Below are 25,452 nucleotides of genomic sequence, written 5' to 3'. Positions count from 1 at the left end.
CCGGATCAGGAAACGCCATCCGGCGACACCTGGCTTCGCCCCGCCGGCCGCCAGCGCGGAAGGCGTGCACGTGGGCCTGGCGGAGCTGATCGACATGCGCCACCGGGTCCGCGAGGTGCAGATCTTCTCCAGCCCCGCCCGCCGCAGTCCGCTGATCGGCCTGCACCATTCCAAATTGCGCGGCCGTGGCGTGGACTTCGATCAGGTCCGCATCTACCAGGCCGGCGACGACGTGCGCACCATCGACTGGCGCGTCACCGCGCGCACCCAGGAGCCCCACACCAAGCTGTTCCACGAGGAGCGCGAGCGTCCGGTGTTCATCATGGTGGAACAGAGCCATCGACTGTTCTTCGGCACCGGGCTGGTGTTCAAGTCGGTCCTCGCCGCCCAGGCCGCCAGCCTGATCGGCTGGGCCGCCCTGGCCCACAACGACCGGGTCGGTGGCCTGGTGTTCAGTGACAGCGAGCACCACGAGATCAAACCCCGGCGCAGCAAGCAGAGCCTGCTGCAGCTACTCAGCCGGCTGGCCCGCGCCAACCAGGCCCTTGGCGCGCAGGCGGCGATCCAGCGCGAAGGCTTCAGCCTGGCCCTGCGCCGCGCCCGCGAAGTGCTGCGGCCAGGCAGCCTGGTGGTGATCCTCTGCGACGAGCGCACCCTGTCCGACACCGCCGAACAGCAGATCGCCCTGCTCGCCCGCCACACCGACCTGATCCTCCTGCCGGTGTCCGACCCCCTGGACCACGCCCTGCCCGCCGCCGGCCTGCTGCGTTTCGCCGAGCAGGGCGCCCAACTGGAGCTGGACACCCACGCCAGCGACCTGCGCCAGGCTTATCGCGAACTGGGCGAGGCCCGCGTCGCACGCTGGGAGCGCCTCGCCCAGCGCCTCGGCGTACTGTTGCTGCCCCTGTCCACCCAGGAAGGCATGATCGACCAGCTGCGTGACTACCTGCAGCGCAAGGGGGCGCAATGAATCCGCTGGACGAACTGGAGCCGCTGATCGCGCCGGCCGCCGTTGCCTGGTGGCCGCCCGCCCCCGGATGGTGGTGCCTGCCCCCCCTGTTCGGCCTGCTGGCCTGGGGGCTGTGGTACTGGCGACGACGGGCCACGTTCGAGGAGACCGCCGAAGCCGAACAGCCGTTGGACCCGGCGCGCCAGGCCGCCCTGGACGAGTTGGCGCACCTGCCCAAACCCTACGACGGCGCCCCGGCCGGCCCCTGGCTGCAGGAGCTCAACGGCCTGCTCAAGCGCGTGTGCCGCCAGCACTATCCCGCGGACCAGAGCCATACCCTGAGCGGTCGCGCCTGGCTCGCCTACCTCGACAACCGTTGTCCGGCGGCCGGCCTGACGCGCTGGATGATCCTGGTCGAAGGCGCCTACCGGCCGCAGTGCAAACTGGACGACAAGGCCATCGCCGGTCTCTACCAGTCTGTCGAGACCTGGGTGCGCAAACATGTTTGAGTTCACCTGGCCCTGGGTCTTCCTGCTCGCCCCGCTGCCCTGGGTGTTGCGCCTCCTGTTGCCCCCGGCGGACAGCGGCGAAGCGGCGCTGAAGGTGAGCTTTCTCGCCGACCTCGAAGGCCTGGTAGGACGCCGTGCCCGCGCCAACCTGCCGGCCTGGCGCCAGCAGGCCCCGTTCCTGCTGCTCTGGCTGCTGCTGCTCTGCGCCGCCGCCCGTCCGGAATGGGTGGGCGAGCCACAACCCATGGCCACCAGCGGCCGCGACCTGCTGCTGGCGGTGGATGTGTCCGGCTCCATGGACTACGCCGACATGCGCTGGGAAGAAGAAGACGTCAGCCGCCTGACCCTGGTGAAGCACCTGATGGGAGAATTCATCGACGGCCGCCGTGGCGACCGCATCGGTCTCATCCTGTTCGGCAGCCAGGCCTACCTGCAGTCACCGCTGACCTTCGACCGCGACACCGTGCGAACCTGGCTGGACGAGGCGCTGATCGGCATCGCCGGCAAGAACACCGCCATCGGCGACGCCATCGGCCTGGCGGTGAAACGCCTGCGCCAGCGCCCGGCCGACAGCCGCGTGCTGGTGCTGATCACCGATGGCGCCAACACCGGCGGCGAGATCGACCCCCTGACCGCCGCGCGCCTGGCCACCGAGGAGCAGGTGAAGGTCTACACCATCGGCATCGGCGCTGACCCGGAACAGAGCGACGTGCTCGGCATCCTCGGCCTAAACCCGAGCATGGACCTGGACGAGCCCACCCTGATCGCCATCGCCGAACAGACCGGTGGCCGGTACTTCCGCGCGCGCAACAGCCAGGAACTGGAGGCGATCGAAGAAAGCCTCGACCGCCTGGAGCCGGTGACCCAGCGCGCCAGCCAGGCGCGCCCGGCCCACGCCCTCTACAGCTGGCCCCTGGCTGGCGCCCTGCTGTTGAGCGTCGCCCTGGCCTTCCACGTGCTCTGGCCCCACGCCCTGCAACAACGCCCGCCGTGGCTGCGGAGACGCACATGATCGCGCTCTGGCCCCACTGGCTGCGGCCCGCCTGGCTGCTCCTGCTGCCGCTGCTGGGCTGGCTGCTCTGGCAGCTCTGGCACCGCGAGCGGCGCAGCGGGCGCTGGGAACAACTGCTGCCCCGCGCCTTCCAGCCCTGGCTGCTCGAAGGCAGCCGCCAACGTGGCAACCGGCTACCCTGGCTGGCCCTTGGCCTGTCCTGGCTGCTCGGCCTGCTGGCACTGCTCGGGCCCAGCTGGCAGCAGGTGGAACAGAGCACGCAGAAGCGCGCCGACCCGCTGGTGGTGATGCTGGAACTGACCCCCTCGATGCTGGCCGGCGATATCGCCCCGACCCGCCTGGAACAGGCCAAGCGCAAGCTGCGCGACCTGCTGGATGCCCGCCGCGACGCGCAGACGGCGATCGTCGTCTACGCCGGCAGCGCCCATAGCCTGGTGCCGCTGTCCGATGACCTGATGACCAGCCTCAACCTGATCGAGTCGCTGAAGCCGTCGATCATGCCGCAGCAGGGCCACCGCGCCGACCTGGCCGTGGCCCGCGCCCTCCGCCTGCTGGAACAGGGGGGCCAGGGCCAGGGACGCCTGTTGCTGGTCACCAGCGGTCTCGGCACCGAGGAACGAGAGGGCATCCGCGAGGCCCTCGGCTCCCGCTCCGAGCGCCTGGCCATTCTCGGCGTCGGCACGGCGGCGGGCGCTCCCATTGCCCAGGAAGGCGGCGGCTTCCTCAAGGATGACCAAGGCACGATCCTCCTGCCCAAGCTCGACAGCGTCCAACTGCGCCGCTTCGCCGCCGACCTGGGCGGCCGCTACAGCGGCGTCCAGCTGGATGACAGCGACCTGCGCGGCCTGGGGCTGCTGGACAGCCCCGGCAGCCTGCGCGAAAGCAGCGAAATCGCCCGGCTGGCGGCCTGGGCCGACCAGGGTCACTGGCTGTTGCTGCCCGTGCTGCTGATCGCCGCCTGCGCCGGCCGCCGTGGCTGGCTGTTCTGCCTGCCACTGCTGCTGGCGTTGCCGCGCCCGAGCCTGGCCGTGGAGTTCGACGACCTCTGGCTGCGCCCGGACCAGCAGGGCCAGCGCCTGCTGCAGGCACAGCGACCCGCCGAAGCGGCGCGGCGCTTCACCGACCCGCGCTGGCAGGGCATGGCGCTCTACCAGGCCGGCGACTACGCCGAGGCCGCCGCGCGCTTCGCCCAGGGCGACGGCGCGGCGGACCATTACAACCGGGGCAACGCCCTGGCCCGGGACGGCGAGCTGGAAGCGGCGCTGGACGCCTACGACTCAGCCCTGCAGCGCCAGCCCGACCTGGCCGCCGCGCAGAAGAACAAGGCCCTGGTGGAGGCGTTGCTGCGCCAGCGCGAAGCCGAAGCCGCCGCCAGCCAGGACCAGCAGGCGGGCGAGCAACAGGCCGGACAGCCTGGCGAGCAGGCCTCCGCGCAGCAACGGCCCGGCGAGCGCAGTGCCGCCGAGGACGCGCCACAATCAGGCGAAGGCGAGGCCCAGCCAGGCAGCCAGACGCCGTCCGGCAGCGGCGGCACCGCTGAGCAAACCACGCCCCGGGACCACGCGCCCACCCAGACCGCCAGCAACGAACCCCTGGGCGACGAACGCCGCCAGGCCCTCGAACAATGGCTGCGGCAGATCCCCGACGACCCCGCCGAACTGCTGCGCCGCAAGTTCTGGTACGAACAGCAACAGCGCCAGGAAGAACCGTGATGACGCGCCCGCTCTGCGCCCTCCTCCTCAGCCTGCTGACGCTGGCCGCCCAGGCCGCCGGCTTCACTGCGAACGTCGACCGCACCCGCCTCAGCGAAGGCGAGACCGTCGAGCTGACCCTCGAATCCTCCGATCCGACGCTGTTCGGCAAACCCGACCTGACGCCGCTGAACCAGGACTTCGAAGTGCTCGGCACCCGTCAGATCAACCAGCTCGGCACCTTCAACGGCAAGAACGACCGCGCCACCCGCTGGATCATCACCCTCCAGCCGAAGCAGGCCGGCTTCGTCACCATTCCCGCACTGAAGCTGGGCGACGTGCACAGCGCCCCCATCACCCTCAACGTGCAGAAGGCCGAGAAGACCGACAAGCCAGCCGGCGGCCACCTGGCGCCGGTGTTCATCGACGCCAGCCTCGACCAGGAAAGCGTCTACGTGCAGGCTCAGGCCATGCTGACCCTGCGCATCTACCACTCGGTGTCCCTTTACGACGACAGCAGCCTCAGCCCGCTGCAGATGGACGACGCCCGCGTCGAGCGGCTGGGCGAACCACGCACCTACGAAAAGGAAATCAACGGTGTGCGCCACGGCGTGATCGAGGTGCGCTACGCGCTCTTCCCGCAGAAGAGCGGCGTGTTGGAGATTCCCCCGCAGGTGTTCAGTGCCACCCTGGTCGACCCCGGCAGCGAATCCGGCTACCAGCCCTTCGGCCCGCGCCCCGGCAAGCTGACGCGGGTGAATTCGCCGCGCATCCCCCTCAACGTCAAACCCAAGCCCGCCGAATACCCGGCCGACGCGCCCTGGCTGCCGGCGCGCAACCTGACCCTGACCGAATCCTGGAGCCCCGACCCCGCCGGCGTACAGACCGGCGACTCGCTGACCCGCAGCCTGATGATGACGGTGGAAGGCCTCTCCAGCGCGCAGATTCCACCCTTGCCGGCCACCCAGGCCCAGGGACTGCGGCGCTATCCCGACCAACCGCAGTTGGGCAACAAGACCGACGAGCGCGGCCTGCTCGGCAGCCGCGAGGAACGCGAGGCGCTGGTGCCCACCAGCAGCGGTCGCCTGGAGCTGCCGGCGGTTGTCGTGACCTGGTGGAACACGCGGGAGAACCGTCTGGAGCGCAGCGAGATTCCCGCGCGCACCCTGGAAGTCGCCAGCAACCCCGAACTGGAAGCCCGCCCGGCGCCGACCGCCGAAGCCCCCGTCGGCAATGCGCAGGCCCAGGCGCGGCTCTGGCCCTGGCAGCTCGCCTGCGCCCTGCTCGCCGGCACCACCCTGCTGGGGTTCGGCCTGTGGTGGCGCGCCCGCCGTCTGCCGGCGGTCCTGCCCACCGCCCAGGCCGGGCCGAGCCCACGCACCCTGCTGGACGAACTGCGCCGCGCCTGCCAGTCCAACGACCCGCACGCCACCCGCCAGGCCCTGGACAACTGGGCACGCCAGCAACCGGAGACCCTCGCCGACATGGCCGCGCGCTTCGTGCCGCTGTCCGACGCCATGGATGGGCTGAACGGCGCCCTCTACAGCGAGATCGGCCAGCACTGGCAGGGCGAGGACCTGTGGAAGGCCATCCGCGCCTTGCCGGCCGCCGAACGGCAGCAGGTGACCGGCGAATCCGGCCAGCTACCGCCGCTGTATCCGCGATAGCCGTCCCCGCGACCGGGGGCTAATCCTGGGCCTTTCCCGGTGGTAGCGAATTCATTTGAACGTGGGGAACCACGCCCATTGCGCGTGGCATGAGTCACCGGCCCTGCCTGCGACGCTAGCTGGCTGCAAGGCTGGGCCAAGGGCATTTCGTAGGCTGGCGCTGAGCCTGCGAAGCCCAGCGATGTGCGGGTTGTTGGGCCTCGCTGCGCTCGGACCAGAGTGGCCCGCACCAACCTACGGAGTCCGAGGTGGCCAGGCCCCCAGATCACGCCCATAAAAAAACCGCGGCCAGGGCCGCGGTTTCTTGTCCCGCTGCCGGGCTCAGTGAGCCAGCAGCGAACCACCGACCTTGCCCGCCAGCTTCTCGGGCTTGATCAGGAAGCGTGCCAGGGCCGGCAGCAGCCACAGGGCACCGAACATGTTCCAGAGGAGCATGAAGGTCAGCATCAGGCCCATGTCGGCCTGGAACTTGATGGCCGAGAAGATCCAAGTGACCACGCCGATGGCCAGGCACAGGCCCGTGAACAGCACGGCCTTGCCGGTGGACTTCAGGGTTTCGTAGTAGGCCTCCTGCAGCGGCAGGCCGGCACGCAGGAAGCTCTCCAGGCGGCTGTAGATGTAGATGCCGTAGTCCACGCCGATACCCACGCCCAGCGCGATCACCGGCAGGGTGGCCACTTTCACGCCAATGCCGAGGAAGGCCATCAGCGCGTTGCCCAGCACCGAGGTGAGGATCAGCGGCAGCACGATGCACAGGGTGGCCGCCACGGAGCGGAAGGTGATCAGGCACATCACCGCCACACAGATGTACACCAGGATCAGGATGGTCAGCTCCGCCTGGGCGATCACCTGGTTGGTGGCGGCCTCGATACCGGCGTTACCGGCCGCCAGGATGAACTCCAGGCCTTCGCGGTTGTGCTGCTGGGCGAATTCCTTCACCGCGTTCACGGCGCGGGTCAGGGTCTCGGCCTTGTGGTCATTGAGGAACACCAGCACCGGCGCCACGGAGCAGTCGGAGTTGTACAGGCCCTCGGCGCGGCTGATGGAGTTGTTCAGCACGTCCTGGTTGCGGGACAGGGTTTCCCACTTCAGGTTGCCTTCGTTCATCCCTTTGATCACCTGCTTGGAGACGGTGACCATGGAGATCGCGGACTGCACGCCCGGGGTGTTCTCCATCTTCCACATCAGCTCGTCCACCGGCGCCAGGGCCTCATGGGTGGAGCAGCCCTCGGGGCCGGTCTTGACCATGACCACCAGTACGTCGGAGCTGGTGGAGTAGTTGTTGATGATGAAGTTGTTGTCCTGGTTGTAGCGCGAGTCCGGGCGCAGCTCCGGAGCCCCCTGGTCGAGGTCGCCGATCTTCAGGTTCTGGCTGTACCAGAGGCCGCCACCGAAGGCGATCAGGGCAATCACCACGGAGATGGGCGCCACCACCGGATGAGCGAAGTTGGACAGCAGGCGCCAGAAGCGATGATCACGCTGGGCGTCGCGCTTGCTGCGCTCGATGGCCCGCTTGCTGATGCCGATGTAGGAGATGGACACCGGCAGCAGGATCAGGTTGGTGAAGACGATCACGGCCACGCCGATGGAGGCACCGATGGCCAGTTCGCGAATCACGCCGATATCGATGACCAGCAGGGTGATGAAGCCCACCGCATCCACCAGGATGGCGATCATGCCCGGCAGGAACAGCTGGCGGAAGGTACGCCGCGCGGCTGTCAGGGCGTTGTCGGAATCACTGGATTGCAGGGCGATACCGTTGATCTTCTGCACCCCGTGGGAGATGCCGATGGCGAAGATCAGGAAGGGCACCAGCATGGAATAGGGGTCCAGGCCGAACCCGGCCAGGTGCATCAGGCCCAACTGCCAGATCACCGCAATCAGGGTGGTGCAGAGCACCGAGATGGTGCTGCGGATACACCAGCTGAACCAGTAGAGCAGCACCAGGGTGACCAGGAAGGCGATGCCGAAGAAGCCCACCACCATGATCAGGCCATCGATCAGGTCACCCACCTTCTTCGCGAAGCCGACGATGTGGACCTTCACGTTGGGGTTCTGTTGCTGGTACTTGTCGCGGATCTTCTCTTCCAGCTCATGGGAGAACTGGCGGTAGTCGAGCTTCAGCAGCGTGCCCTGGTCGTTCGGGTCCGGGTAGGACTCGAGCAACGGCACGTCGATGATGCTGGACTTGAAGTTGTTGGCCACCAGGCGGCCGATCTGGCCGGACTTGAGCACGTTGTTGCGCAGCTCTTCCAGGCTGGCGGCGGAACCGTCGTAGGTCTGCGGGATCACTTCACCGCCGGCGAAGCCTTCCTCGGTCACCTCGGTCCAGCGCACGCTGGGGCTCCACAGGGACTTCAGGCCGGAGCGATCAACCCCGGAGATGTAGAAGACCTCGTCGTGGATCTGACGCAGGGTCTCCATGTACTCCTTGTTGAAGATGTCGCCGTTCTTGGCTTCCACCGAAATACGCACGGTGTTGCCCAGATTGGCCAGGTCATTGCGGTGCTCGATCATCTTCTGGATGTAGGGATGATGGAGCGGGATCATCTTTTCGAAGCTGGTGGACGGCCGAACCTGCAGCGCCTGCCAGGCGAGAAGGACGGTGGTCAGCAGGCAGAGAATGATCACTGTCGGCCGGTTGTTGAAGATCAGGCGCTCCAGGAAGGTCGCCTTGTCCTGGTGATGGGTCGTCATCGAAACTCTCCGCCTTTCTTATAGTTGGCCCAGCTCGGCGCCGGTCGGCGACGCCACGCGCACACCACCCTGCCCCACCAGGATCAGGTTGCCCTTCTCATCGGCGATGACGCTGGCCAGTGACAGTCGATCACTGCGGTTCACCACCGCGAAGCTGCGGCCATTGTCGGTGCTCTTGAGCACGCTGCCGCCATGGCCGACCACCACCAGGCTGCCGTCGGGCAGCAGCGCGCCGCCGGACAGACCGAACTCCAGCTCGCCACTGGCGGCCTGCAGCGGCACGGTCTCCCAACTGCTGCCGAAATCCGCGGAGCGGAACAGGTGGCCGCGCAGGCCATAGGCGATCACCACACCAGGCTCGGCGGCACCGAGCACGCCGAACAGCGAACCCTCGTAGGGGCTTTCGACGCGCTCCCAGGTCTCGCCCCAGTCGGAGGAGCGGAACATGCTGCCCGCCTCGCCCACCACGAACAGGCCGGAGTCCTTCACCGCGGCGATGGCGTTGAGGTGGTACTGGTCTTCGTTGTCCAGGCGGTCGCCGACGTCTTCCCAATTCTTGCCGCCGTCACGGGTGGCCATCAGGGCGCCATAGGCCCCCACGGCGAAACCGGTGCTGGCGTCCTTGAACCAGACGTCCAGCAGCGGCGCTTCGCGCTGCAGGTCTTCGAACTGCACGGTCCAGGTAGCGCCGCCGTCCTCACTGGAGAGGATCTGCGCGTCGTGGCCGACGGCCCAGCCTTTCTGGCCATCGACGAAATAGACAGCGGTCAGCATCTGGCGGGTCGGCACCTTGGCCTGGGTCCAGGATTTGCCGTTGTCATCGGAATAGAGGATGTGCCCACGGTCGCCGACGGCCACCAGGCGCTTGCCGGCGTGGGCGACATCGAGCAGCAGGCTGCTTACCGCCTTGGGCGACTCGATGGAGAGGATCGGCGCGTCGGCGGCCAGCGCGGATGCGGTAATGGGCACGGCGGCGACAGCGAGGACAGAGAGCACACTGAACAGCGAGAGCGCTTTGGCCAGCGGCGAGTGGAAGCGGAACGTCGGCTTGTGGAGGCTCTCCACGGAGAGGCCGGACGGGGTGCGCCGCATGACGGGCTCACTCATACACCTTTCCCCTTTTTGTTATAGATGGACCTGTCCCGGGCAGGCAGGCGCAGTAATCCTAGCCAGCTTTGGAAAGCGCGCACAATCGGCGGGACGTTATGTTTTGTTAATCACCCGTGGCGCTCTGTAACCGTGAGCGACGAGCCCTAGATCGAGGATCATGGCTGGAGGTTGGACCGGGTTCGCTCGGACCAAGGCCGGGACAAGCTCCTTCGATTAGCCTTCAGCGTTTGTATCGGCCCTTCCGCCTTCGCTGCTTGGCGCTGAGCCTGCGAAGCCCAACAGGCGGGATTTTCGGTGAAACATTGGGCCTCGCTTCGCCCGGACCCGCGTGGCCCGCACCAACCTTCAGCCGCGCGGCATCCCTTCGTCCAGCCTTCAGTCGGCTCCTCCCAAAAAGAAGAAGGCCGCTACGAGAGCGGCCTTCTTCCTTCGGGTGTCGCTTAGCGGGTACCGCGACGACGCAGGGCGGACGGCTTGAAGTAGCCATCGTCCGGAATGGCCTGGGTGAAGTCGATGGTGGTCGGTTCTTCGTTGTCCAGGTTCTGCACGTGGTAACGGCGGGCCTGCAGGTCGTGGAACACGTCCAGCGCGGACCAGGTGGTCGGCAGGTCGTAGTAGTTCTTCAGGTAGGCCACCGATACGCGCCACAGCTCGCCACGGCCGTCGTACTGGTCGACCACGGCGGCTTGCCAGCTGTCCTCGTCGAGGAACAGGGTGCGCTTGGAGTAGATGTGGCGGGCGCCGGACTTCAGGGTGCCTTCCACGACCCACACACGGTGCAGCTCGTTACGCGTGACCGCCGGGTTCAGGTGGCCGGGTTGCAGCAGGTCCTTGTATTTGATGTCCGGACTGGAAACCTTGTAGTTGTTGTACGGGATATAGATTTCCTTCTTGCCCACCAGTTTCCAGTCATAGCGGTCCGGGGCACCGTTGAACATGTCGGTGTCGTCGGCGGTACGCAGGCCGTCGGCGGCGGCGATCGGGGTGTCGTAGGCGAGGTTCGGTGCACGGCGCACGCGACGCTGGCCAGCGTTGTAGCCCCAGGCTTGGCGCGGTTCCTTCACCTGGTCGAGGGTTTCGTGGACCAGGGTCGCGCCACCGGCCAGGCGGGCGGGGCTCTTGGTGAAGGACAGGTAGTAGAACAGGACGTTGTTCAGGTCGGCGTACGAACCTTTCGGGTTGTAGTACTTGAACAGGGCTTCCTGTTGCGAGGTCACCAGCGAGTAGTCGCCATTGCGCTGCACCGCCACTTCCGAGGCACGCCGCACGATGTAGGAACCGCGATAGCGGGTGATGTGGTTCCACAGGGCCTCGACACCGTTCTGCGGAATCGGGAACGGGATGCTGCCGTAGGCGTCGGCAAAGCCGTTGCCGCCATCCAGCAGCTTGGCGGAGGTGGCGTTCTTGATGCTGTTGTCATACACCCACTGCGGCGCGGAGCCGGAGCGGCGGGTCTGGTAGACCGGCATCTGGAAGCTGCTCGGGTAGGCGTTGAACAGGGCGATCTGACCCGGGGTCAGGTTGGCCTTGTACTGGTCCAGGTTGGCCTTGGTGATGGTGAACAGCGGCTTGTCTTCCGGGAACGGGTCCGGATGGTGCTGGCCGGATTTGTAGCCCGCCGGAACCTGAGTGATGCCGCCAGTCCAGGCGGGAATGGTGCCAGCGGCGTTGCCGGCCTTCTCGGCGCCGAAGGGGGTCAGGCTGGCGCCGAGCTTGGCGGCTTCCTGGGCCGAAACCTGCGCCAGGGCGTTGCCAGCGGCGAGCGCCAGGGCAACCGCGGCGCTAATCAGCGAAAGCTTTTTCAGCATGGGTTTTCTCCGTGATGAGTCCGTATCGGGCGCCTGGGCGCCCGTCTTGTTCTTGTCGGTATTAGAAGGAGTACTTGACGCTGAGACCGATGTTGTCGCGGTCGCGTACCGAGTTGTTCTGGCCGCCGCCGTAGAACTCGGTGTACTGCAGCTCGGCTTCCAGAGCGTTCAGGTAGCTGGCCTTGACACCCAGGGTGTAAGCCTTGCGGCCCTCGATGAAGTTGCCGGTCTGGTAGGAGTTGCCCTCGAAGTCGTCCTTGTAGACGACGAAGGGGGAGAGGTTCACGCCCGCGTAGACATCGTTCCAGGTACCGGAAAGCAGCAGGGTGTAGCCGTAGGCGTTCTTGTTGACCTGGTCGTCGCGGTCGCCGCCGGAGACGTAGGAGCTGTTGCCACGGCCGGAGTAGTAGCGCTTCTGGCCGTTGAACGCGGTGTATTGCAGGTCACTGCCGCGCAGGTGCTCGGACGCCAGCTCGGCCACGCCGATCAGGGAGTCGAACGACAGCGCCGGGCCGAAGTTGTAGATGGTGCCCAGGGACGAATTGTAGGCCTCTACGCGCTCGTAGTTGTGGATCGAGTCGCCCAGTTGCACGCTCTGGCCGCCGATGTTGACGACACTTCCGGACGCCAGTTGCGGCGCCTGGAGCAGCAGGTCGCCCAGCAGGTCGTTGGTGGTGGCGATGCCGATCGGCAGGTTCGGACGGTAGGACAGCTCACCGAACACCGACGCGTCGCCGATGGTGGTGTTGAAGCTGAAGCCGTACATGCGGATGTCTTCGGCGTACTCACGACGGGCGTTGACTTGGTTCGCTACATCGATCACTGCCAGGCCATTCGCAGCTTGGGACAGTTCGGACGCTGGATCAGCCAAGCCAGCAGCAACCAAGTTCGGGATGTTTGCAAGCGCGCCGCCAATGATTGCATCGAACGCTGGCACCCCAGTGGTCCCACCCGCGGCGACCTGCGCGATTTGCTGCTGATTAAAGCCGCCCTGGATCAATTGCTGGATAGTCTGGGCAGTCACGACGCCCTGGGCGATTTGCTGCCGAGTGGCGCCAGCGTAGCTGCCAAGGTCAGCCTGAATGGTCGGCTCCTTGGCGTGGTAGTTGACGAAATAGAAGCCAAATTCGGTGGAGTTCAGCTCTTCGGCAATGTAGCGGAAGGCCACACCGAACTGGCCGTCGTTCTTGGCGTTGATATCCGGACGGATCGACGCGACCTTGATCACACCGTTTTCATCGACGGTGCGACCACCCGCCAGACCGCCCAGCCCCTGGGCGCTAAGAGCGGAATAGGCTCCTGCCAGCGGCAGCAGTGCCGGTTGCGTCGAATAGGCGGTATTGCCGCCATCGGCGAACAGGTCGGTTTCGGAGTAGTAGGTGCCCACCGGGTCGATGGCCGATTCTTTCCAGTTCCACTGGTAGAAGGTTTCCATCGACAGGTTTTCGGTCAGGCCGAGGTTGAAGCTCAGGGCTTCCACCGGCACCAGCACTTCCTTCAGTTCGGAGCCCGGCAGGCGGAACTTGGCGGCATCCACCGGGTTGGTGGTGTTCACGCCACCACGGTAGAAGATGCCTTCGCCCCAGTTGAACACCTGTCTGCCGATACGGCCGGAGACCGGCATGTCGGCCACGTCCCAGTTGCCGTAGAGGTAGGCGTCGAGGATCTGCGCATCACGGCCGGCCTTGTGGCGGGTTTCGTGAGTGAAGCTGTCATCCTTCGGGAAGTTCTGGCTTGGCTGCGCCGGGTTGTTGTTGTCCAGGTAGTCATTGCGCTTGTCCATGATCTGGGTGTCATAGAACGCAGTGCCACGGACGAACATGCCGTAGTTCTTGTAGGTCGCTTCCAGGTCGGAGGTGATCTTGTAGACCTCGGAAACCAGACCAGTATCGAAGTTACGGTTGCCGTCGTTGGTGTTGATGTCGTCGTTGGTCTTGTCGCGACCCTGGACGCGCCACAGCTGGCCGTACGAGACGGTGGTATCAAGGGAACCGGAAATTTCGTCGTTGGCGAAGCTGAACTCCACCGCCTGGGCCTGGGCGGCTACCAGCAGCGGCAGGATACCGGCAAAGGCGAAACCTGCCTTGGCCGGTGCGAAACGCAACATGGGCTTACGAGACTTGAGCTCCATCGAGTCTTACTCCGTGGACTGATCACTTTGTTATTGGCGGCCCGTCGGGCGGGCTCGTTTGTCCAGCCGCCTGGCGGCCTTGTCTTGCTTCGGCAGGAAATCCCCAGCGCAGAGCGCACCCCGTCCCGAATGCACCGAAACGGGGCTAAATCGCCAGCGGGATTGCAACCATGGTGCCAATTCGTCGATGGCCGCCAGAAATATTTCACGACCCATGCGACGGAATTCAGTCAAACAAGTGACTGATCATCCACTGATCAATTTCAAATTTTCTGTCCGATCTTGTCGGACGATCTGGCACGATTTGTCACTCAAGATCACACTTGCAGGGCATGTACGTTCATACCAAAAGCTGCCTGGTCAAGCGTTTTCTGGGCTTCTAAGACGATTCCCACATAAGGAAGGCGCCATGTATTTCCTTGAGTAACAAAAAAGTGTTACCGGAGCTAACCAGTAACACTTCATGAAGGCGGGATTTCAAGGGGATGACGGCCCGCTGAGTGCGGGCCGTCGGAGGGGGATCAGGCTAGGCTCTTGCTGACCACTTCGAACACGTCGCTGGAAAGTTCGCCGGAGGCGAGGATGCGCTCCAGTTCAGCCCGCATCAGTTGCTGGCGGGAGGCGTCGTACTTGCGCCAGCGGGTGAGCGGCGCCAACTGCCGGGAGGCGATCTGCGGGTTGAGGGCGTTCAGGGTGATCACATGGTCGGCCAGGAAGCGGTAGCCGGCGCCATCGGCCCGGTGGAAGTTCACCAGGTTCTGGTTGGCGAAGGCGCCGATCAGCGCACGCACCTTGTTCGGGTTCTTCAGCGTGAAGGCCGGGTGCGCCATCAGCGCCTGGACACGTTCCAGGCCACCCGGCAGGCCACAGCCGGCCTGGACGCTGAACCACTGGTCCATCACCAGCGGGTCGTCCTTGAAGTAGTCGGCGAAGCGTGCCAGGGCGTCGGCCTTCTCCTGCTCGAAGCCGGAGTTGACCAGCACCGCCAGCGCGGACAGGCGCTCGGTCATGTTGTCGCAACCGTTGAACTGCTCCAGGCATGCCTCCAGCACCTCGGCCTTGCCGCTCTGCATGAGGTAGGACAGGGCGATGTTCTGCAGGGTGCGGCGGGCGATGTGTGCGGCCTCGGCCTTGTAGCCGGTGTCGCGGGAAATCCCGCGGTTGGCCTGGTAGCGGGCCAGCAGCGGCTGGAACAACGCTTCGCCGATGGACTGGCGGGCGAACTCGCGGGCGGCGTGGATGGCGTCCACGTCGGCCACCTCGCTGATCTCGGTGAGGTAGGCCTCGCTCGGCAGGGACAGCATTTCCGCCACCATGGCCTGGTCCAGCGATTCGTCTTCCAGCAGGGTGCGGAAAGCCGCGATCAGGCGCGCGTCCAGCACCAGTGCCTCGCCGCGCTGATGCTGGCCGATCAGCTCCTGCAGGACCTGGACCGACAGCTGCTGGCCGGCTTCCCAGCGGTTGAAGCCGTCGGAGTCGTGCTGCATGAGGAACATCAGCTGGTCGCGGCTGTAGGGGAAGGCCAGCTTCACCGGCGCCGAGAAGCCGCGCAGCAGCGACGGCAGCGGACGTTCCGCGATGTCGACGAAGGTGAAGGTCTGCTCGGCCTCGGTGACCGACAGTACGCGATTACTGCCCTGCGCCCCGGCTTCCCCCGCGAGACGCAGCGGCAGGTCGTTGCCAGCGGCGTCCAGCAGCCCCAATTCGACCGGGATGACGAAAGGCTGCTTGTCGCTTTGCCCCGGTGTGGCCGGACAGCTCTGGCGGAAGGTCAGGCTGTAGGTTTTGGCCGAGGCGTCGTAGCGGTCCTCAACCTGCAGGCGCGGGGTGCCGGCCTGGCTGTACCAGCGCTTGAACTGGGTCAGGTCGACGCCGTTGGCATCCTCCATGGCCTTGACGAAATCGTCGCAGGTCACGGCCTGGCCGTCATGGCGCTCGAAGTAGAGATCGGTGCCCTTGCGGAAGCCGTCGGCGCCCAGCAGGGTGTGGATCATCCGCACCACTTCCGAGCCCTTCTCGTAGACGGTCAGGGTGTAGAAGTTGGAGATCTCCATGAAGGAGTCGGGGCGCACCGGGTGGGCCATGGGGCCGGCATCCTCGGCGAACTGATTGGTGCGCAGGAAGGCCACATCCTCGATGCGCTTGACGGTGCGCGAGTTCATGTCGGCGGAGAACTCGGCGTCGCGGAAGACGGTGAAACCTTCCTTGAGCGAGAGCTGGAACCAGTCACGGCAGGTCACGCGGTTGCCCGACCAGTTGTGGAAGTACTCGTGGGCCACCACCGCCTCGACCCGCTGGTGGGCGGCGTCGGTGGCGGTCTCGGCCTTGGCCAGCACGCAGCTGGAGTTGAAGATGTTGAGCCCCTTGTTTTCCATGGCGCCCATGTTGAAGTCGTTGACCGCCACGATCATGAAGATGTCCAGGTCGTACTCGCGGCCGTAGACCTCCTCGTCCCAGCGCATGGACCTCTTCAGGCTGTCCATGGCGTGCTGGACCTTGTCGATGTTCTCCGGCTCGACGTAGATACGCAGCGCCACGTCGCGCTGGGTCATGGTGGTGAAGCTGTCTTCCACGCACCAGAGGTCGCCGGCCACCAGGGCGAACAGGTAGGCCGGCTTCTTGAACGGGTCTTCCCAGGTCGCCCAGTGCCGACCGCCCTCTTCCGCCCCGCTGGCCACCGGGTTGCCGTTGGACAGCAGCACCGGATAGCGATGCTGTTCGGCGCTCAGGGTGGTGGTGAACCTGCTCATCACGTCCGGGCGGTCAAGGTAGTAGGTGATCTTGCGGAAGCCTTCGGCCTCGCACTGGGTGCAGAACATCTTGCCGGACTTGTACAGGCCTTCCAGCGCGGTGTTGGTTTCCGGATGGATGCGCACCGTGCTGTCGAGGGTGAATGCCTGGGCGACGGGCTGCAGGGTCAGGTGGCTGTCGGTGAGCTGGTAGTCGGTGGCGCCCAGCTCGCGGTCGTCCATGGACATCGACAGCAGCTCCAATTGCTGGCCGTCCAGCACCAGGGGCGGCAGGCCGGCGCCGGCCTCGGGGTTGCGGCGCATCACCAGTTGGGCGTGGACCAGGGTGTGGTCCTCGTACAGCTCGAAGGTCAGGTTGGTCTCGTCGATCAGGTAGTCCGGGACCTGATAGTCCTTGAGGTAGATGACTTTCGGTTGCTCGGTGCGCATGGTCAGTCTCTTCGATAGGCGGCCCCGAAACCCTGGGCCGCATGATGAATGGGTCAAGGTCGGAGTATGGACTATTCCCCAGCCGACCTTGGGGGATGGTACTAAGCGGCGCTGATGGCCAGTTGGTAGGCGGTGTACTTGCGCAGGTTGATCACGCCGGTGTCGAGGATCAGGTACTGGCCCTTTATCCCCCGCAGCGTACCTTCCACTACCGGCGTCTTGTCCAGATCGAAGCTGACGACCTTGGTCGGATAGGCCTCCACCGGATAGCTGATCTCGATGGGCTGGATATCGCTGACCGGCTGGATCGCCTGCAGGCCGAAGCGGTCCTGGAGGGCACGGATGCCATCGGCGAGCTGCCCGAAGAGCGCGTCGCGGATGGCCGGCAGGTCCAGCGCCGGCGCGTCACCCTTGAGCATGGCGCGCCAGTTGGTGCGGTCCGCGACCTGGCTGCGCAGCAGGTCTTCGACGAAGCCCGACTGCTGGCGGGTGGCCACGCGCATGACCGGCAGCGCCTGGCTGGCGCCCTGGTCGATCCAGCGAGTCGGCACCTGGCTGGCGCGCGTGATGCCCACTTTGATGCCGGAAGAGTTGGCCAGGTAGACGACGTGGTCGGTCATGCAGAAACGCTCGCCCCACTCCGGCTCACGGCAGGTGCCTTCGGCGTAATGGCACTTCTCCGGGCTGATGATGCAACTGTCGCACTGCGCCAGCTTGGTGAAGCAGGGATAGCAGTAGCCCTGGCTGAAGCTCTTCTTCGTCTTGCGTCCGCAGTGAATGCAGTGGATGGCGCCGAGGAACTCCAGGCGCAACGGCCTGCCGATCAGCGGATTCGCCGCGATGTCCACCGCGTCCAGGCGGAAGGCGTACTGCACGGGAGCTTCAAGGCGCACCGACATCTTGCTGAGTGCGCCGCGTCCTAGTTCCTGCATCAGTGAACCGAATTCGACTTGAACAGGAGGTTGGGGATGGGGTCGGACTTGGAGCTGCACGCCTGCGGCCCCATGTAGCCGGTGCGCTCGTCCTCGGGCAGGTTCTTCAGCTCCCAGGCGATCACCGCCTGCAGCGACAGTTCCTTCTGCTCCTGGGTCAGCACGCGGCCGTCCGGCCACTTGCCGATCTCCACCGCGAGCTTGAGGCTCTCGTAGACATCCTGGGTGATGTTGCTGATCAATTGGGCAAAAGACGACATGGACCACTCACCGGAAACGGGAAAGAGCTGCGTATTCTAACGGCGCAAACGCGCGAGGGCACCACCGACCAGTCCGGTGGCGCAGCCGGCCACCAGGCCGCCGATATGCGCGCCGTTGGCGATGGCGCCGAAGCCCAGGGCGGTGATCAGCCCGGACAGGCACACCAGCAGCCAGACCAGCATCATCGCCATCACGCCGGGCGGCAGCCGGTAGGCCGGGCACGGGGCGAGGCGCTGGAATACCCAACAGTGCCCGAGCAAGCCGTAGAGCACGCCGGACAGCCCACCGAACAACGACGCGCCGCTGCTGAAGTACTGGGCGAAATCCGACACCAGGCTGAAGCCCAGGGTCAGCAGCAGCAGCATGAAGCCGCCCTGGCGCGACTCGATGCGCCGCCCCAGCTCCCAGAACCACATGCCGTTCATCGCCAGGTGAAGGATGCCGAAGTGGATCAGCATGGGCGACACCAGGCGCCACCACTGCCCCGCCGCCAGGCCTTCGGCCAGCGGCGCGAAATAGATGTAGTCACCTTCGATCTGGAAGTCCTGGAAGCTCAGCCAGCGGATGACCGAAAAATTGTCGCCCAGGCCCGTGAGCGCGGCGACCGCCAGGGTCAGCAACAGCATCAGGCTGGTGACCCGGCTGGCCTTGAGCTGTGCGATAACGCCAGCACGCACCGGCGCTTTCGGCGCCTCCTGGGGCAGCTCGACCTGCGGGTTGCCATCGGGGAAGCGCTCGTAAAGCCCGCGCACCTGCTCCGCCAGTTGTGCCCCCGGCACCCAGAGCACCTGCTCGCCCGACTCTTCGCTGACCCGATAGGGCACTTCCAGGCGCTGCAACAGGGCGATGAAACCGGACAGGTCCACGCTCAGGGGCAGGCGCAATACTTCCACTGCACTCATCGGGGCTCCTCGGGGCGCTCCACTTCGACCCAGACGAACTTGTCCGGGTCCAACCGGCTTTCCTGGTCGAGCCGATAGGCCACCAGCTTGCCGTACATCACCGCGCTGTAGTCCAGGCAGGCCAGGTTGGCGCGGATCGGCGCGGGCCGACCGCGCCGCCAGTAGTGGCCGACGAACAGCATCGGCTCCTGCGGCCCGTAGCTGAGCAGGCGCGACTTGTGCGCCTGGGTCAGCGGCGCGCTGGCCACCTGTTCGGGCAGCGCGTCGGGCTGGAACACCACGTCGCCATAGGTTTGCGGGTTCTCGGCCCAGAACTTGGTACGGAACGCCGAACGGGTGAAGCCATCGCTGCCGGTCAGGGTCATGCCGCCGGGCAGCGGCAGGTCGGTGCCGCGCAGCAGGCGATCGAACACCCGGGCGGCGAAGCTGGCGGGGTCGGCCGCGGCCTTGATGAAGGCCTCGTTGACCCGGCCGCTGGTCTGCATGTCACGCAAGGCGGCAATCAGCTCGCCATCCCAGCAGGCATGGACCATACGGAAGTGGCCGCCGTCGAGGAACAAGGGCAGTTCGTAGAACCAGCCGAGGAAGTCCCGCCAGTCCGCCGCGTGACCTTCGAACTGCTCCAGGGTTTCCTTGATCAACCGGGCGTGGCGCGGTGTGTGCTCACGGACGAACTGGCGGCCGCTGCCGGGTGGCGCCGGGGTGCTCCAGGCGAGGGCGTTGTACTCGTGGTTGCCCATGATGCACAGGGCCTGGCCGGCTTCCACCATGGCGTGGACCAGGTGCAGCGCCTCGCGGATGCGTGGGCCGCGGTCGATGATATCGCCGAGAAACAGCGCCAGCCGCTGCGGGTGCTGCCAGACGTCGCCGTGCTTGCGATAACCCAGGCGATCGAGCAGGTGCTCCAGGGTGCGGGCGCAGCCGTGGACGTCGCCGATCAGGTCGTAGCCACGGCCAGGATCGAGGCTCATCAGTCGCCTCCGCCGAGTCGGCTGCCCCAGCCCAGCTTGGTCCGGCAGACCTCGTAGTAGTTATGGTCCAGGGGGTGGATCAGGCGCAGCTTCTGCGGTTTCTTGGACACCGTGATGGTGTCGCCGGGCGCGCAGGTGAAGTGGTTCTGGCCATCGCAGGACACCAGCGGGTAGATCTGCAGGTTGGGCGACACCACGATCTTCAGCTCACTGGTGCTGTCGACCACGATGGGCCGGCTGGACAGGGTGTGCGGGTACATGGGCACGACCACGATGGCATCGAGCTTGGGGTGCATGATCGGCCCGCCGGCGGACAGTGCGTAGGCGGTGGAACCGGTGGGCGTGGCGATGATCAGGCCGTCCGCCTTCTGGCTGCAGACGAACTGGCCATCGATGTGCAGTTCGAACTCGATCATCCGCGTCGACTTGCCGGGATGCAGCACCACATCGTTCAGCGCATCGCCCTGACCAATGGCCTCGCCGTGGCGGCGCACCTCCGCCTCCAGCAGGAAGCGCGTCTCGACGCTGTAGCGGCCGTCCAGCACCTCGGCCACCTTCACTTCCAGTTCGTCGGGACGGATGTCGGTGAGAAAGCCCAGGCTGCCACGGTTGATCCCCAGCACCGGCACGTTGTGCCGCGCCAGGGCGCGCGCGGCACCGAGCATGCTGCCGTCGCCGCCGACCACGATGACCAGATCGCAGACTTCGCCGAGAATCTTCCGTGAAGACGTTTGCAGCCCATGGCCCGGCAGTACTTCGGCGATGGTGTCTTCAAGGATCACGTGAAGATGGCGGTCCAGCAGGAATTTCTTCAGCCGGCGAATGGTGTCGAGCACATGGGAACTGCCCAGGCGGCCGATGATGCCGATATTGCGGAATTGCTCCATAGGGCTCCAGGGCCGTATCGGTAGGAAGGGAATGGCGAAATTATGGAGGATAGCGGCCGACAGCGGCAAACCGCCGTCGGCTATGCTCGCAGCATGCACGCCTTCGAATCCTTGACCGACCTGCCCCGCCAACTGCGCCACCCCGGCGTACGGGACCTGGCCTGGGCCCTACTTTCCCCTCCGCTGCTCAGCCAGCCACCCTGGCGTCAGCGCCACCCCCTCTGCGCCAGCGGCTGGGCCCGCCATCCCGAACGCCTGGCCGATTGGCTGCGCACGCTGGACCGGCAGCCCGAGCCCCTCGACCACTGGCTGGCCGAGGCCCCCAGCCGGCGCCTCGGCTTCTATTACGAGCGCCTCTGGCAATTCGCCCTGGACCAGGCGCCGGATGTGGAACTGCTGGCGGCGAACCTGCCGATCCGCTTCGCCGGCCAGACCCTGGGCGAGCTCGACCTCTTGCTGCGCGACGCAGAAGGTGTTCATCACCTGGAACTGGCCATCAAACTCTACCTGGGACCGCGCCATGGCGACGGCAGCAACCCGTCGGAATGGCTCGGCCCCGGCAGCCACGACCGCCTCGACCTCAAGCTGGAACACCTCAGCCAGCACCAACTGCCGCTGTCCTCCAGCCCGGAAAGCCGACAAGTGCTGGCTCAACTGGATGCCCAGCCGGCCAGTGCCGAACTCTGGCTGGGCGGTTACCTGTTCTATCCCTGGCCGGGCAACTGCACGGCGCCCCAGGGCGCCAATCCGGGCCACCTGCGCGGCCACTGGCTCCGCCAGAACGAGCTGGACGACTTCCTCGACCAGTCCGCCGCTGGCTGCTGGCAGGCCATGCCCAGGCAATCCTGGCTGGCGCCAGCGATGAGCGGAAGCGAGGAGCGCTGGACAGCAGAGCGCCTTCGGCAATGGCGCGAGCAACTGGAGCCGGACGGCCCGGCGCGCCTGCTGGCTCGCCTGACACCCGATGGCGATGGACGCTGGAAGGAAGCGGAACGGGTCTTCGTGGTCAGCGACCGCTGGCCGCTGGGGCCCTTGTAGCCTGTCAGCGGCTGCGCTCGATCCGCCCGCCCGAGCGGGCCAGGTAGCCGGCGCCGGTTTCGCTGATCAGGGCGTCCCGCTGCAGCGCCGGCAGGGCATCCAGGCCGTCGCGCAGGGCGTAGGCGCGAAAGCCCAGTTGGGACAGCATGAACACCGCGCTGGCGCTGCGCTTGCCGCTGTCGCAGTAGCACAGGTAGGTTCCATCGCTATCCAGCAGCCGTGCCTTCAGGCGCAGCAGGTGCAAGGGCATGTTCAGCGCCTGGGGTGCATGGGCCCGTTCGTACTCCTCCTGCAGGCGCACATCGAGCCACTGGCCACCGTTCCCCAGCAGGCGCACAGCTTCACCCAGGCCGACCTCGTCCACCACCGGCGCTTTCAACAGATCGAGGAAGTCGCTGCGGTCCAGGCGCTGCAGCACGCTGTCCTCCAAAAGGGTGATGCTGGCGTTGCGCGGACAATCCCCCAGCAGGGCCTCCTCGCCGAAGCAGGCACCTACTTCCAGCTCGGCCAGCAACTGCTGCGCACTGCCGGCGCCACGGATGACTTCGGCGCGGCCGGCTTGCAGGAAATAGCAGCAATCGCCCTCCTCGCCCTCGTCCATCACCCGCGTGCCCGCCGGCAGTTCCACGCGCCGCAGGCGCTCCAGCATGCTGCGCACGTTGGCCGGCGGCACCTTGGCCAGCAATGGACTGGCGAGCAGGGCTTCTAGCCATTCGCCGTCACCCTCCAGGCAGTGCTCCAGCAACAGGTCCTGGTGGGTCGAGCCCCAGGACAGTTGGCGCGCCAGTATGGCGCTGTCGATGGCCAGCAATGAGCAATCGCGCAATGCCAGGGCCTCGTGCAGGCGCGGCAGGCTGGTGGAAACGGGGTGGCAACCGGCTTCGCTGCCCGCTTCCAGGCGTGTATCGACACCCGCGGCGTCGCGCAGCAGCAGTTCGCCGGAAAGCAGATACCAGGTGATCCGCGCCTGATCGCCCCGGCGAAACAGCAACTGGCCCGCCAGCAGCGGTTGGGGAACCAACTGCGTACGCAGTTCGCGCCACTGCTGGTCGGTCAGCGCGTTGAGCGGAACCAGGCTACGCAGTTGCTGGGGAGTCAGGGGTTCGCTCATGGCGTCATCCTTGTGCTTCCACTGCCCGCTCAGTGTAGCCGGCCAGTCGCGACAGTTCGGCCTGCAGGGCACGGCGCCCCTGCAGGCCACCGGTGTGCAGCAGCACCAGGCGGCTGCCGCTGGGAATACGGCCGGCCCCGGCTTCGTCGTGGATGGCCAGGAGAGCCTTGGCGGTGTAGAGGGGCTCCAGGGGCATGCCCCCTTCCCGCTCGCTGTCGAGCAGGAAATGCGCGAGTCGGGCGTCGAGGCGGGCGAAGCCGCCACGGCTGGCGTCGATCAGGTGGTAGTCGCGATCGGTCTGGCCCGCCTCGTCGAGGATGGCCTCGACCTGTTCGGCCACGCCATGGCTCGGCGGTACCGCCAGGGCGCCAATCACCGGGTGCGCGCCCGCCTCGCCCAGCACCAGGCCAGCCAGGGTGGTGCCGGTGCCAGCGGCGGTCCAGAGACTGTGATAGTCCGCCCAGCCGAGGGCCGCCAGTTGCTCGCGGATCATGCCCACCAGCCCGGCACAGCCCTGCGCGCCCGGCAGGCCGCCGCCGCCCTCGGGCACCGCCTGGAAGCCAGGGTAGCGTTGCCGCCAGGGCTCCCAGAACCCCGCCTGGTGACGGGCGCGGTAGCCGCCGTAGCCCAGCCAATGCACCTCCATGCCGAAGCGCGCGAGGTCCCGCACCGTCGGTGTGTCCTGGGGTTCGCCACGCAGCAGGCCGACGCTGGGAAATCCGAAGCGCGCACCGGCCGCCGCCAGGGCGTGGAGATGGTTGGAATGGGCACCGCCCAGGCTGATCACCCCCTCGGCGCCCTGCTGCTCGGCGCGGGCCAGCCAGGGCGCCAGCTTGAACCACTTGTTACCGGAGACCAGCGGGTCCAAGGCGTCCAGGCGCAGCACGGCCAGCTCCAGGCCAGCCGCGTCCAACCAGGGCAGACGCAGGGGAGCCAGGGTGGCGCGCGGGTTCCAGTCGGGTAGGGTCAGGGGCAAGGTCGGGTCCGTTGGCGTCCGTTCGGGGGGCGCAAGGATAAATCAGGCAGGTTTGTGCTTCCGCTCAACCGGCGGTACGCAATCGCCCGCCCGCCCGATGCCGGGGACAGCAGTTGGACTCGCCGGCCACGAAGCGGCTGGGCGCCTCGATGCGGTCGATGGGCATGCTGCAGCGCTCGCCGTTGGCCAGGCTGGCCTCGCAAGTGGGCTGCTGGTAGTGGATCAGCCATTGGCGGTACTGGTTCTCGGAGACGAAGCACTTGGCCGCCGCGTAGGCCTGGGGGTTGTCCTGATAGCGGGGAATGTCCGCCAGCGGGATGGTCAGGTGGCCGGCGCCCGGGTGGTAGACCACGAACACCACGCCCAACTGGGCCAGGTGCTCCAGCATCCGCTGCCCGGACTGCCCTTCCAGCATTTCGCACTCCTGGCGCAGGCGATTGACCTCGGCCTGCAGCTGGGCGTCCAGTTGGTCGCGGTAGGCCAGTTCGACATCGCGGATGGCCAGTTGCTCGCGGTACTCGGTCACGGCGGCGGCGACTCGCGCCTGCAGCTCGCTTTCGAACTGGGTGCGAAGGATGTCGGCCTCGGTGCGCCCATGGCGCTCCAGGGCACGCAATTGCAGGGTCATTTCCTCACGACCCGCCTGATAGCGCTCCACCTCGCTGGCCAACTGCGACTGCAGCTCGGCATTGGTCTCTTCCTGCTGGCGCAGAGCCTGCTGCAGGGTACGGATCTGCTCCTGCAGGGCCGAGTTGCTCTGGTCGGCGGCCTGACGCACCCGCGCGATGGCTTCTTCGTTCTGCTGGCTGAGGGAGCTGAGACGCAGGCGCTGCTGCCGCACCAACTGGGCGGTCTTCAGGCGGTGCTCCTTTTCCATCTTCTCCGCCAGTTGCTCGGCCATTTCCCGGGTGATTTCCGGTGGGGCGTACCAACTGTCTTCCGAGGCCATCTGCAACCGCTCGGCGTCCAGCACCTTGGGCAGTTCCTCCTCCACGAGCAGGCCAAGGCTGTTGCCCTTGATGGCATCGCGCAGCAGCGCCAGGTCGTTGCGATCGGCGTTCAGGCTGGGATCCCACAGGTGCATCTGCTGCCAGGCCACCGGGCACTGGCTGCGACAGGCCAGACGGATGGGGCCGGCGCCCAGGTCGGGGCCCCGGCCGGCGCGTTCGGCCAACTGCCGCAGGGGCAGGTTCCAGCCCGTATCGGCACGACCCTCTTCGTCGAAGTCGAGGTAGAAGAACACCGCCGCACGCACTTGCAGGCGCGGATTGATCATCAGGTAGGCCAGGTTCATCTGGGAGTCGGCGAACTCCGGCAGGCCGACCACACCGTCGAGGATGGCTTCGAACTCCGAGTAGAGCATCTGCTTGCAGATGCCGCGGTCGTTGAAGAACACGACGGCTTCCACCAGTTGTGGCTTCTTCAGCATGCTCATCGCTCTACCTCTGGCTCTGCGCGGTGAATCACGGCGGGCGTTGATGGGGGGCCTTTGGCACGCGGTTTCCTCTGCACGCACCGATCCGGACTTTAGAAAAGTCTAGGGGATATTAGCCGCCGAGCAATGTGACTGGGTTGGCAGAGCCCCGCCACCGGACGCTGTCGGACCGGCGGCAGGGCAGAA

General features: G+C 66.3%; 19 protein-coding genes. 6 read left to right on the top strand and 13 right to left on the bottom strand.

All coding sequences use genetic code 11. The annotated features are described in order from the left end of the window. Window positions 1–94 precede the first annotated feature (94 nt). The 5 genes from PJW05_RS11095 to PJW05_RS11075 are packed head-to-tail and all read left to right on the top strand — an operon-like array spanning window position 95 to window position 5,828. Entirely contained in the window at window positions 95–970 is an 876-nt protein-coding gene (locus tag PJW05_RS11095; RefSeq protein WP_271412206.1) for a DUF58 domain-containing protein, read from the top strand. Continuing rightward, window positions 967–1,458, top strand: coding sequence for a DUF4381 domain-containing protein (locus tag PJW05_RS11090; protein ID WP_271411748.1), 492 nt, complete (start codon window positions 967–969; stop codon window positions 1,456–1,458). Before PJW05_RS11095 ends, PJW05_RS11090 begins: the two co-directional genes overlap by 4 nt. Continuing rightward, complete coding sequence (locus tag PJW05_RS11085; protein ID WP_271411747.1) at window positions 1,451–2,470, top strand: vWA domain-containing protein; 1,020 nt, start codon at window positions 1,451–1,453, stop codon at window positions 2,468–2,470. The genes PJW05_RS11090 and PJW05_RS11085 overlap by 8 nt, the downstream gene beginning before the upstream one ends. Further along, window positions 2,467–4,182, top strand: a complete 1,716-nt coding sequence (locus tag PJW05_RS11080) for a VWA domain-containing protein (protein WP_271411746.1) — start codon at window positions 2,467–2,469, stop codon at window positions 4,180–4,182. Before PJW05_RS11085 ends, PJW05_RS11080 begins: the two co-directional genes overlap by 4 nt. After that, window positions 4,182–5,828 carry a BatD family protein gene (locus PJW05_RS11075; protein ID WP_271411745.1) on the top strand — a complete coding sequence of 549 codons (1,647 nt, stop codon included), beginning with the start codon at window positions 4,182–4,184 and terminating at the stop codon, window positions 5,826–5,828. Before PJW05_RS11080 ends, PJW05_RS11075 begins: the two co-directional genes overlap by 1 nt. Window positions 5,829–6,149: 321 nt before the next feature. On the opposite strand, the gene PJW05_RS11070 is transcribed toward PJW05_RS11075, so the two are convergent. The 10 genes from PJW05_RS11070 to PJW05_RS11025 form a co-directional block, all read right to left on the bottom strand. After that, on the bottom strand, window positions 6,150–8,525 hold the full coding sequence (locus PJW05_RS11070; RefSeq protein ID WP_271411744.1) for an efflux RND transporter permease subunit: 2,376 nt from the start codon (window positions 8,523–8,525) through the stop codon (window positions 6,150–6,152). A gap of 18 nt (window positions 8,526–8,543) precedes the next feature. Further along, the gene (locus PJW05_RS11065) at window positions 8,544–9,632 is read right to left on the bottom strand and encodes a WD40/YVTN/BNR-like repeat-containing protein (protein ID WP_271411743.1); all 1,089 of its coding nucleotides are present in this window, start codon (window positions 9,630–9,632) and stop codon (window positions 8,544–8,546) included. Window positions 9,633–10,075: 443 nt separating this feature from the next. Further along, a complete protein-coding gene (locus PJW05_RS11060) occupies window positions 10,076–11,443 on the bottom strand; it encodes a DUF1329 domain-containing protein (RefSeq protein ID WP_271411742.1) in 1,368 nt (455 codons plus the stop codon). Window positions 11,444–11,504: 61 nt separating this feature from the next. Continuing rightward, entirely contained in the window at window positions 11,505–13,574 is a 2,070-nt protein-coding gene (locus PJW05_RS11055) for a DUF1302 domain-containing protein (RefSeq protein WP_271411741.1), read from the bottom strand. Between the two features lie 521 nt (window positions 13,575–14,095). After that, complete coding sequence (gene pepN, locus PJW05_RS11050; protein ID WP_271411740.1) at window positions 14,096–16,753, bottom strand: aminopeptidase N; 2,658 nt, start codon at window positions 16,751–16,753, stop codon at window positions 14,096–14,098. Window positions 16,754–16,854: 101 nt separating this feature from the next. Beyond that, window positions 16,855–17,685: a DUF2797 domain-containing protein gene (locus PJW05_RS11045; RefSeq protein WP_271411739.1), complete on the bottom strand. Its 831-nt coding sequence runs from the start codon at window positions 17,683–17,685 to the stop codon at window positions 16,855–16,857. After that, window positions 17,685–17,945 (bottom strand): YeaC family protein, encoded by a 261-nt coding sequence (locus PJW05_RS11040; protein ID WP_271411738.1) that lies wholly within the window; start codon window positions 17,943–17,945, stop codon window positions 17,685–17,687. Before PJW05_RS11040 ends, PJW05_RS11045 begins: the two co-directional genes overlap by 1 nt. A 36-nt stretch (window positions 17,946–17,981) precedes the next feature. Continuing rightward, window positions 17,982–18,848, bottom strand: coding sequence for a rhomboid family intramembrane serine protease (locus PJW05_RS11035; protein WP_271411737.1), 867 nt, complete (start codon window positions 18,846–18,848; stop codon window positions 17,982–17,984). Continuing rightward, a complete protein-coding gene (locus PJW05_RS11030) occupies window positions 18,845–19,819 on the bottom strand; it encodes a metallophosphoesterase (RefSeq protein ID WP_271411736.1) in 975 nt (324 codons plus the stop codon). Before PJW05_RS11030 ends, PJW05_RS11035 begins: the two co-directional genes overlap by 4 nt. Further along, window positions 19,819–20,706 (bottom strand): NAD(+) kinase, encoded by an 888-nt coding sequence (locus PJW05_RS11025; RefSeq protein WP_271411735.1) that lies wholly within the window; start codon window positions 20,704–20,706, stop codon window positions 19,819–19,821. Before PJW05_RS11025 ends, PJW05_RS11030 begins: the two co-directional genes overlap by 1 nt. 93 nt (window positions 20,707–20,799) lie before the next feature. Here PJW05_RS11025 and PJW05_RS11020 point away from each other — a divergent pair, with 93 nt between their 5' ends. Continuing rightward, window positions 20,800–21,744 (top strand): DUF1853 family protein, encoded by a 945-nt coding sequence (locus PJW05_RS11020; RefSeq protein WP_271411734.1) that lies wholly within the window; start codon window positions 20,800–20,802, stop codon window positions 21,742–21,744. 4 nt (window positions 21,745–21,748) lie between these two features. Here PJW05_RS11020 and PJW05_RS11015 read toward each other — a convergent pair whose 3' ends face one another. The 3 genes from PJW05_RS11015 to PJW05_RS11005 all read right to left on the bottom strand — a co-directional run bounded on the left by PJW05_RS11015 (window position 21,749) and on the right by PJW05_RS11005 (window position 25,266). Further along, window positions 21,749–22,855, bottom strand: a complete 1,107-nt coding sequence (locus tag PJW05_RS11015) for a cyclic nucleotide-binding domain-containing protein (RefSeq protein ID WP_271411733.1) — start codon at window positions 22,853–22,855, stop codon at window positions 21,749–21,751. Between the two features lie 4 nt (window positions 22,856–22,859). Continuing rightward, window positions 22,860–23,825 carry a 1-aminocyclopropane-1-carboxylate deaminase/D-cysteine desulfhydrase gene (locus PJW05_RS11010; protein ID WP_442969252.1) on the bottom strand — a complete coding sequence of 322 codons (966 nt, stop codon included), beginning with the start codon at window positions 23,823–23,825 and terminating at the stop codon, window positions 22,860–22,862. 70 nt (window positions 23,826–23,895) lie between these two features. Beyond that, a complete protein-coding gene (locus tag PJW05_RS11005) occupies window positions 23,896–25,266 on the bottom strand; it encodes a chromosome partitioning protein ParA (RefSeq protein WP_271411731.1) in 1,371 nt (456 codons plus the stop codon). Window positions 25,267–25,452: the final 186 nt, after the last annotated feature.

This window comes from Pseudomonas sp. Q1-7, assembly GCF_028010285.1.
GTDB lineage: Bacteria > Pseudomonadota > Gammaproteobacteria > Pseudomonadales > Pseudomonadaceae > Metapseudomonas.
The sequence above is the reverse complement of the archived record's forward strand: the minus strand, read 5'-3'. Positions and strand labels throughout refer to the sequence as shown.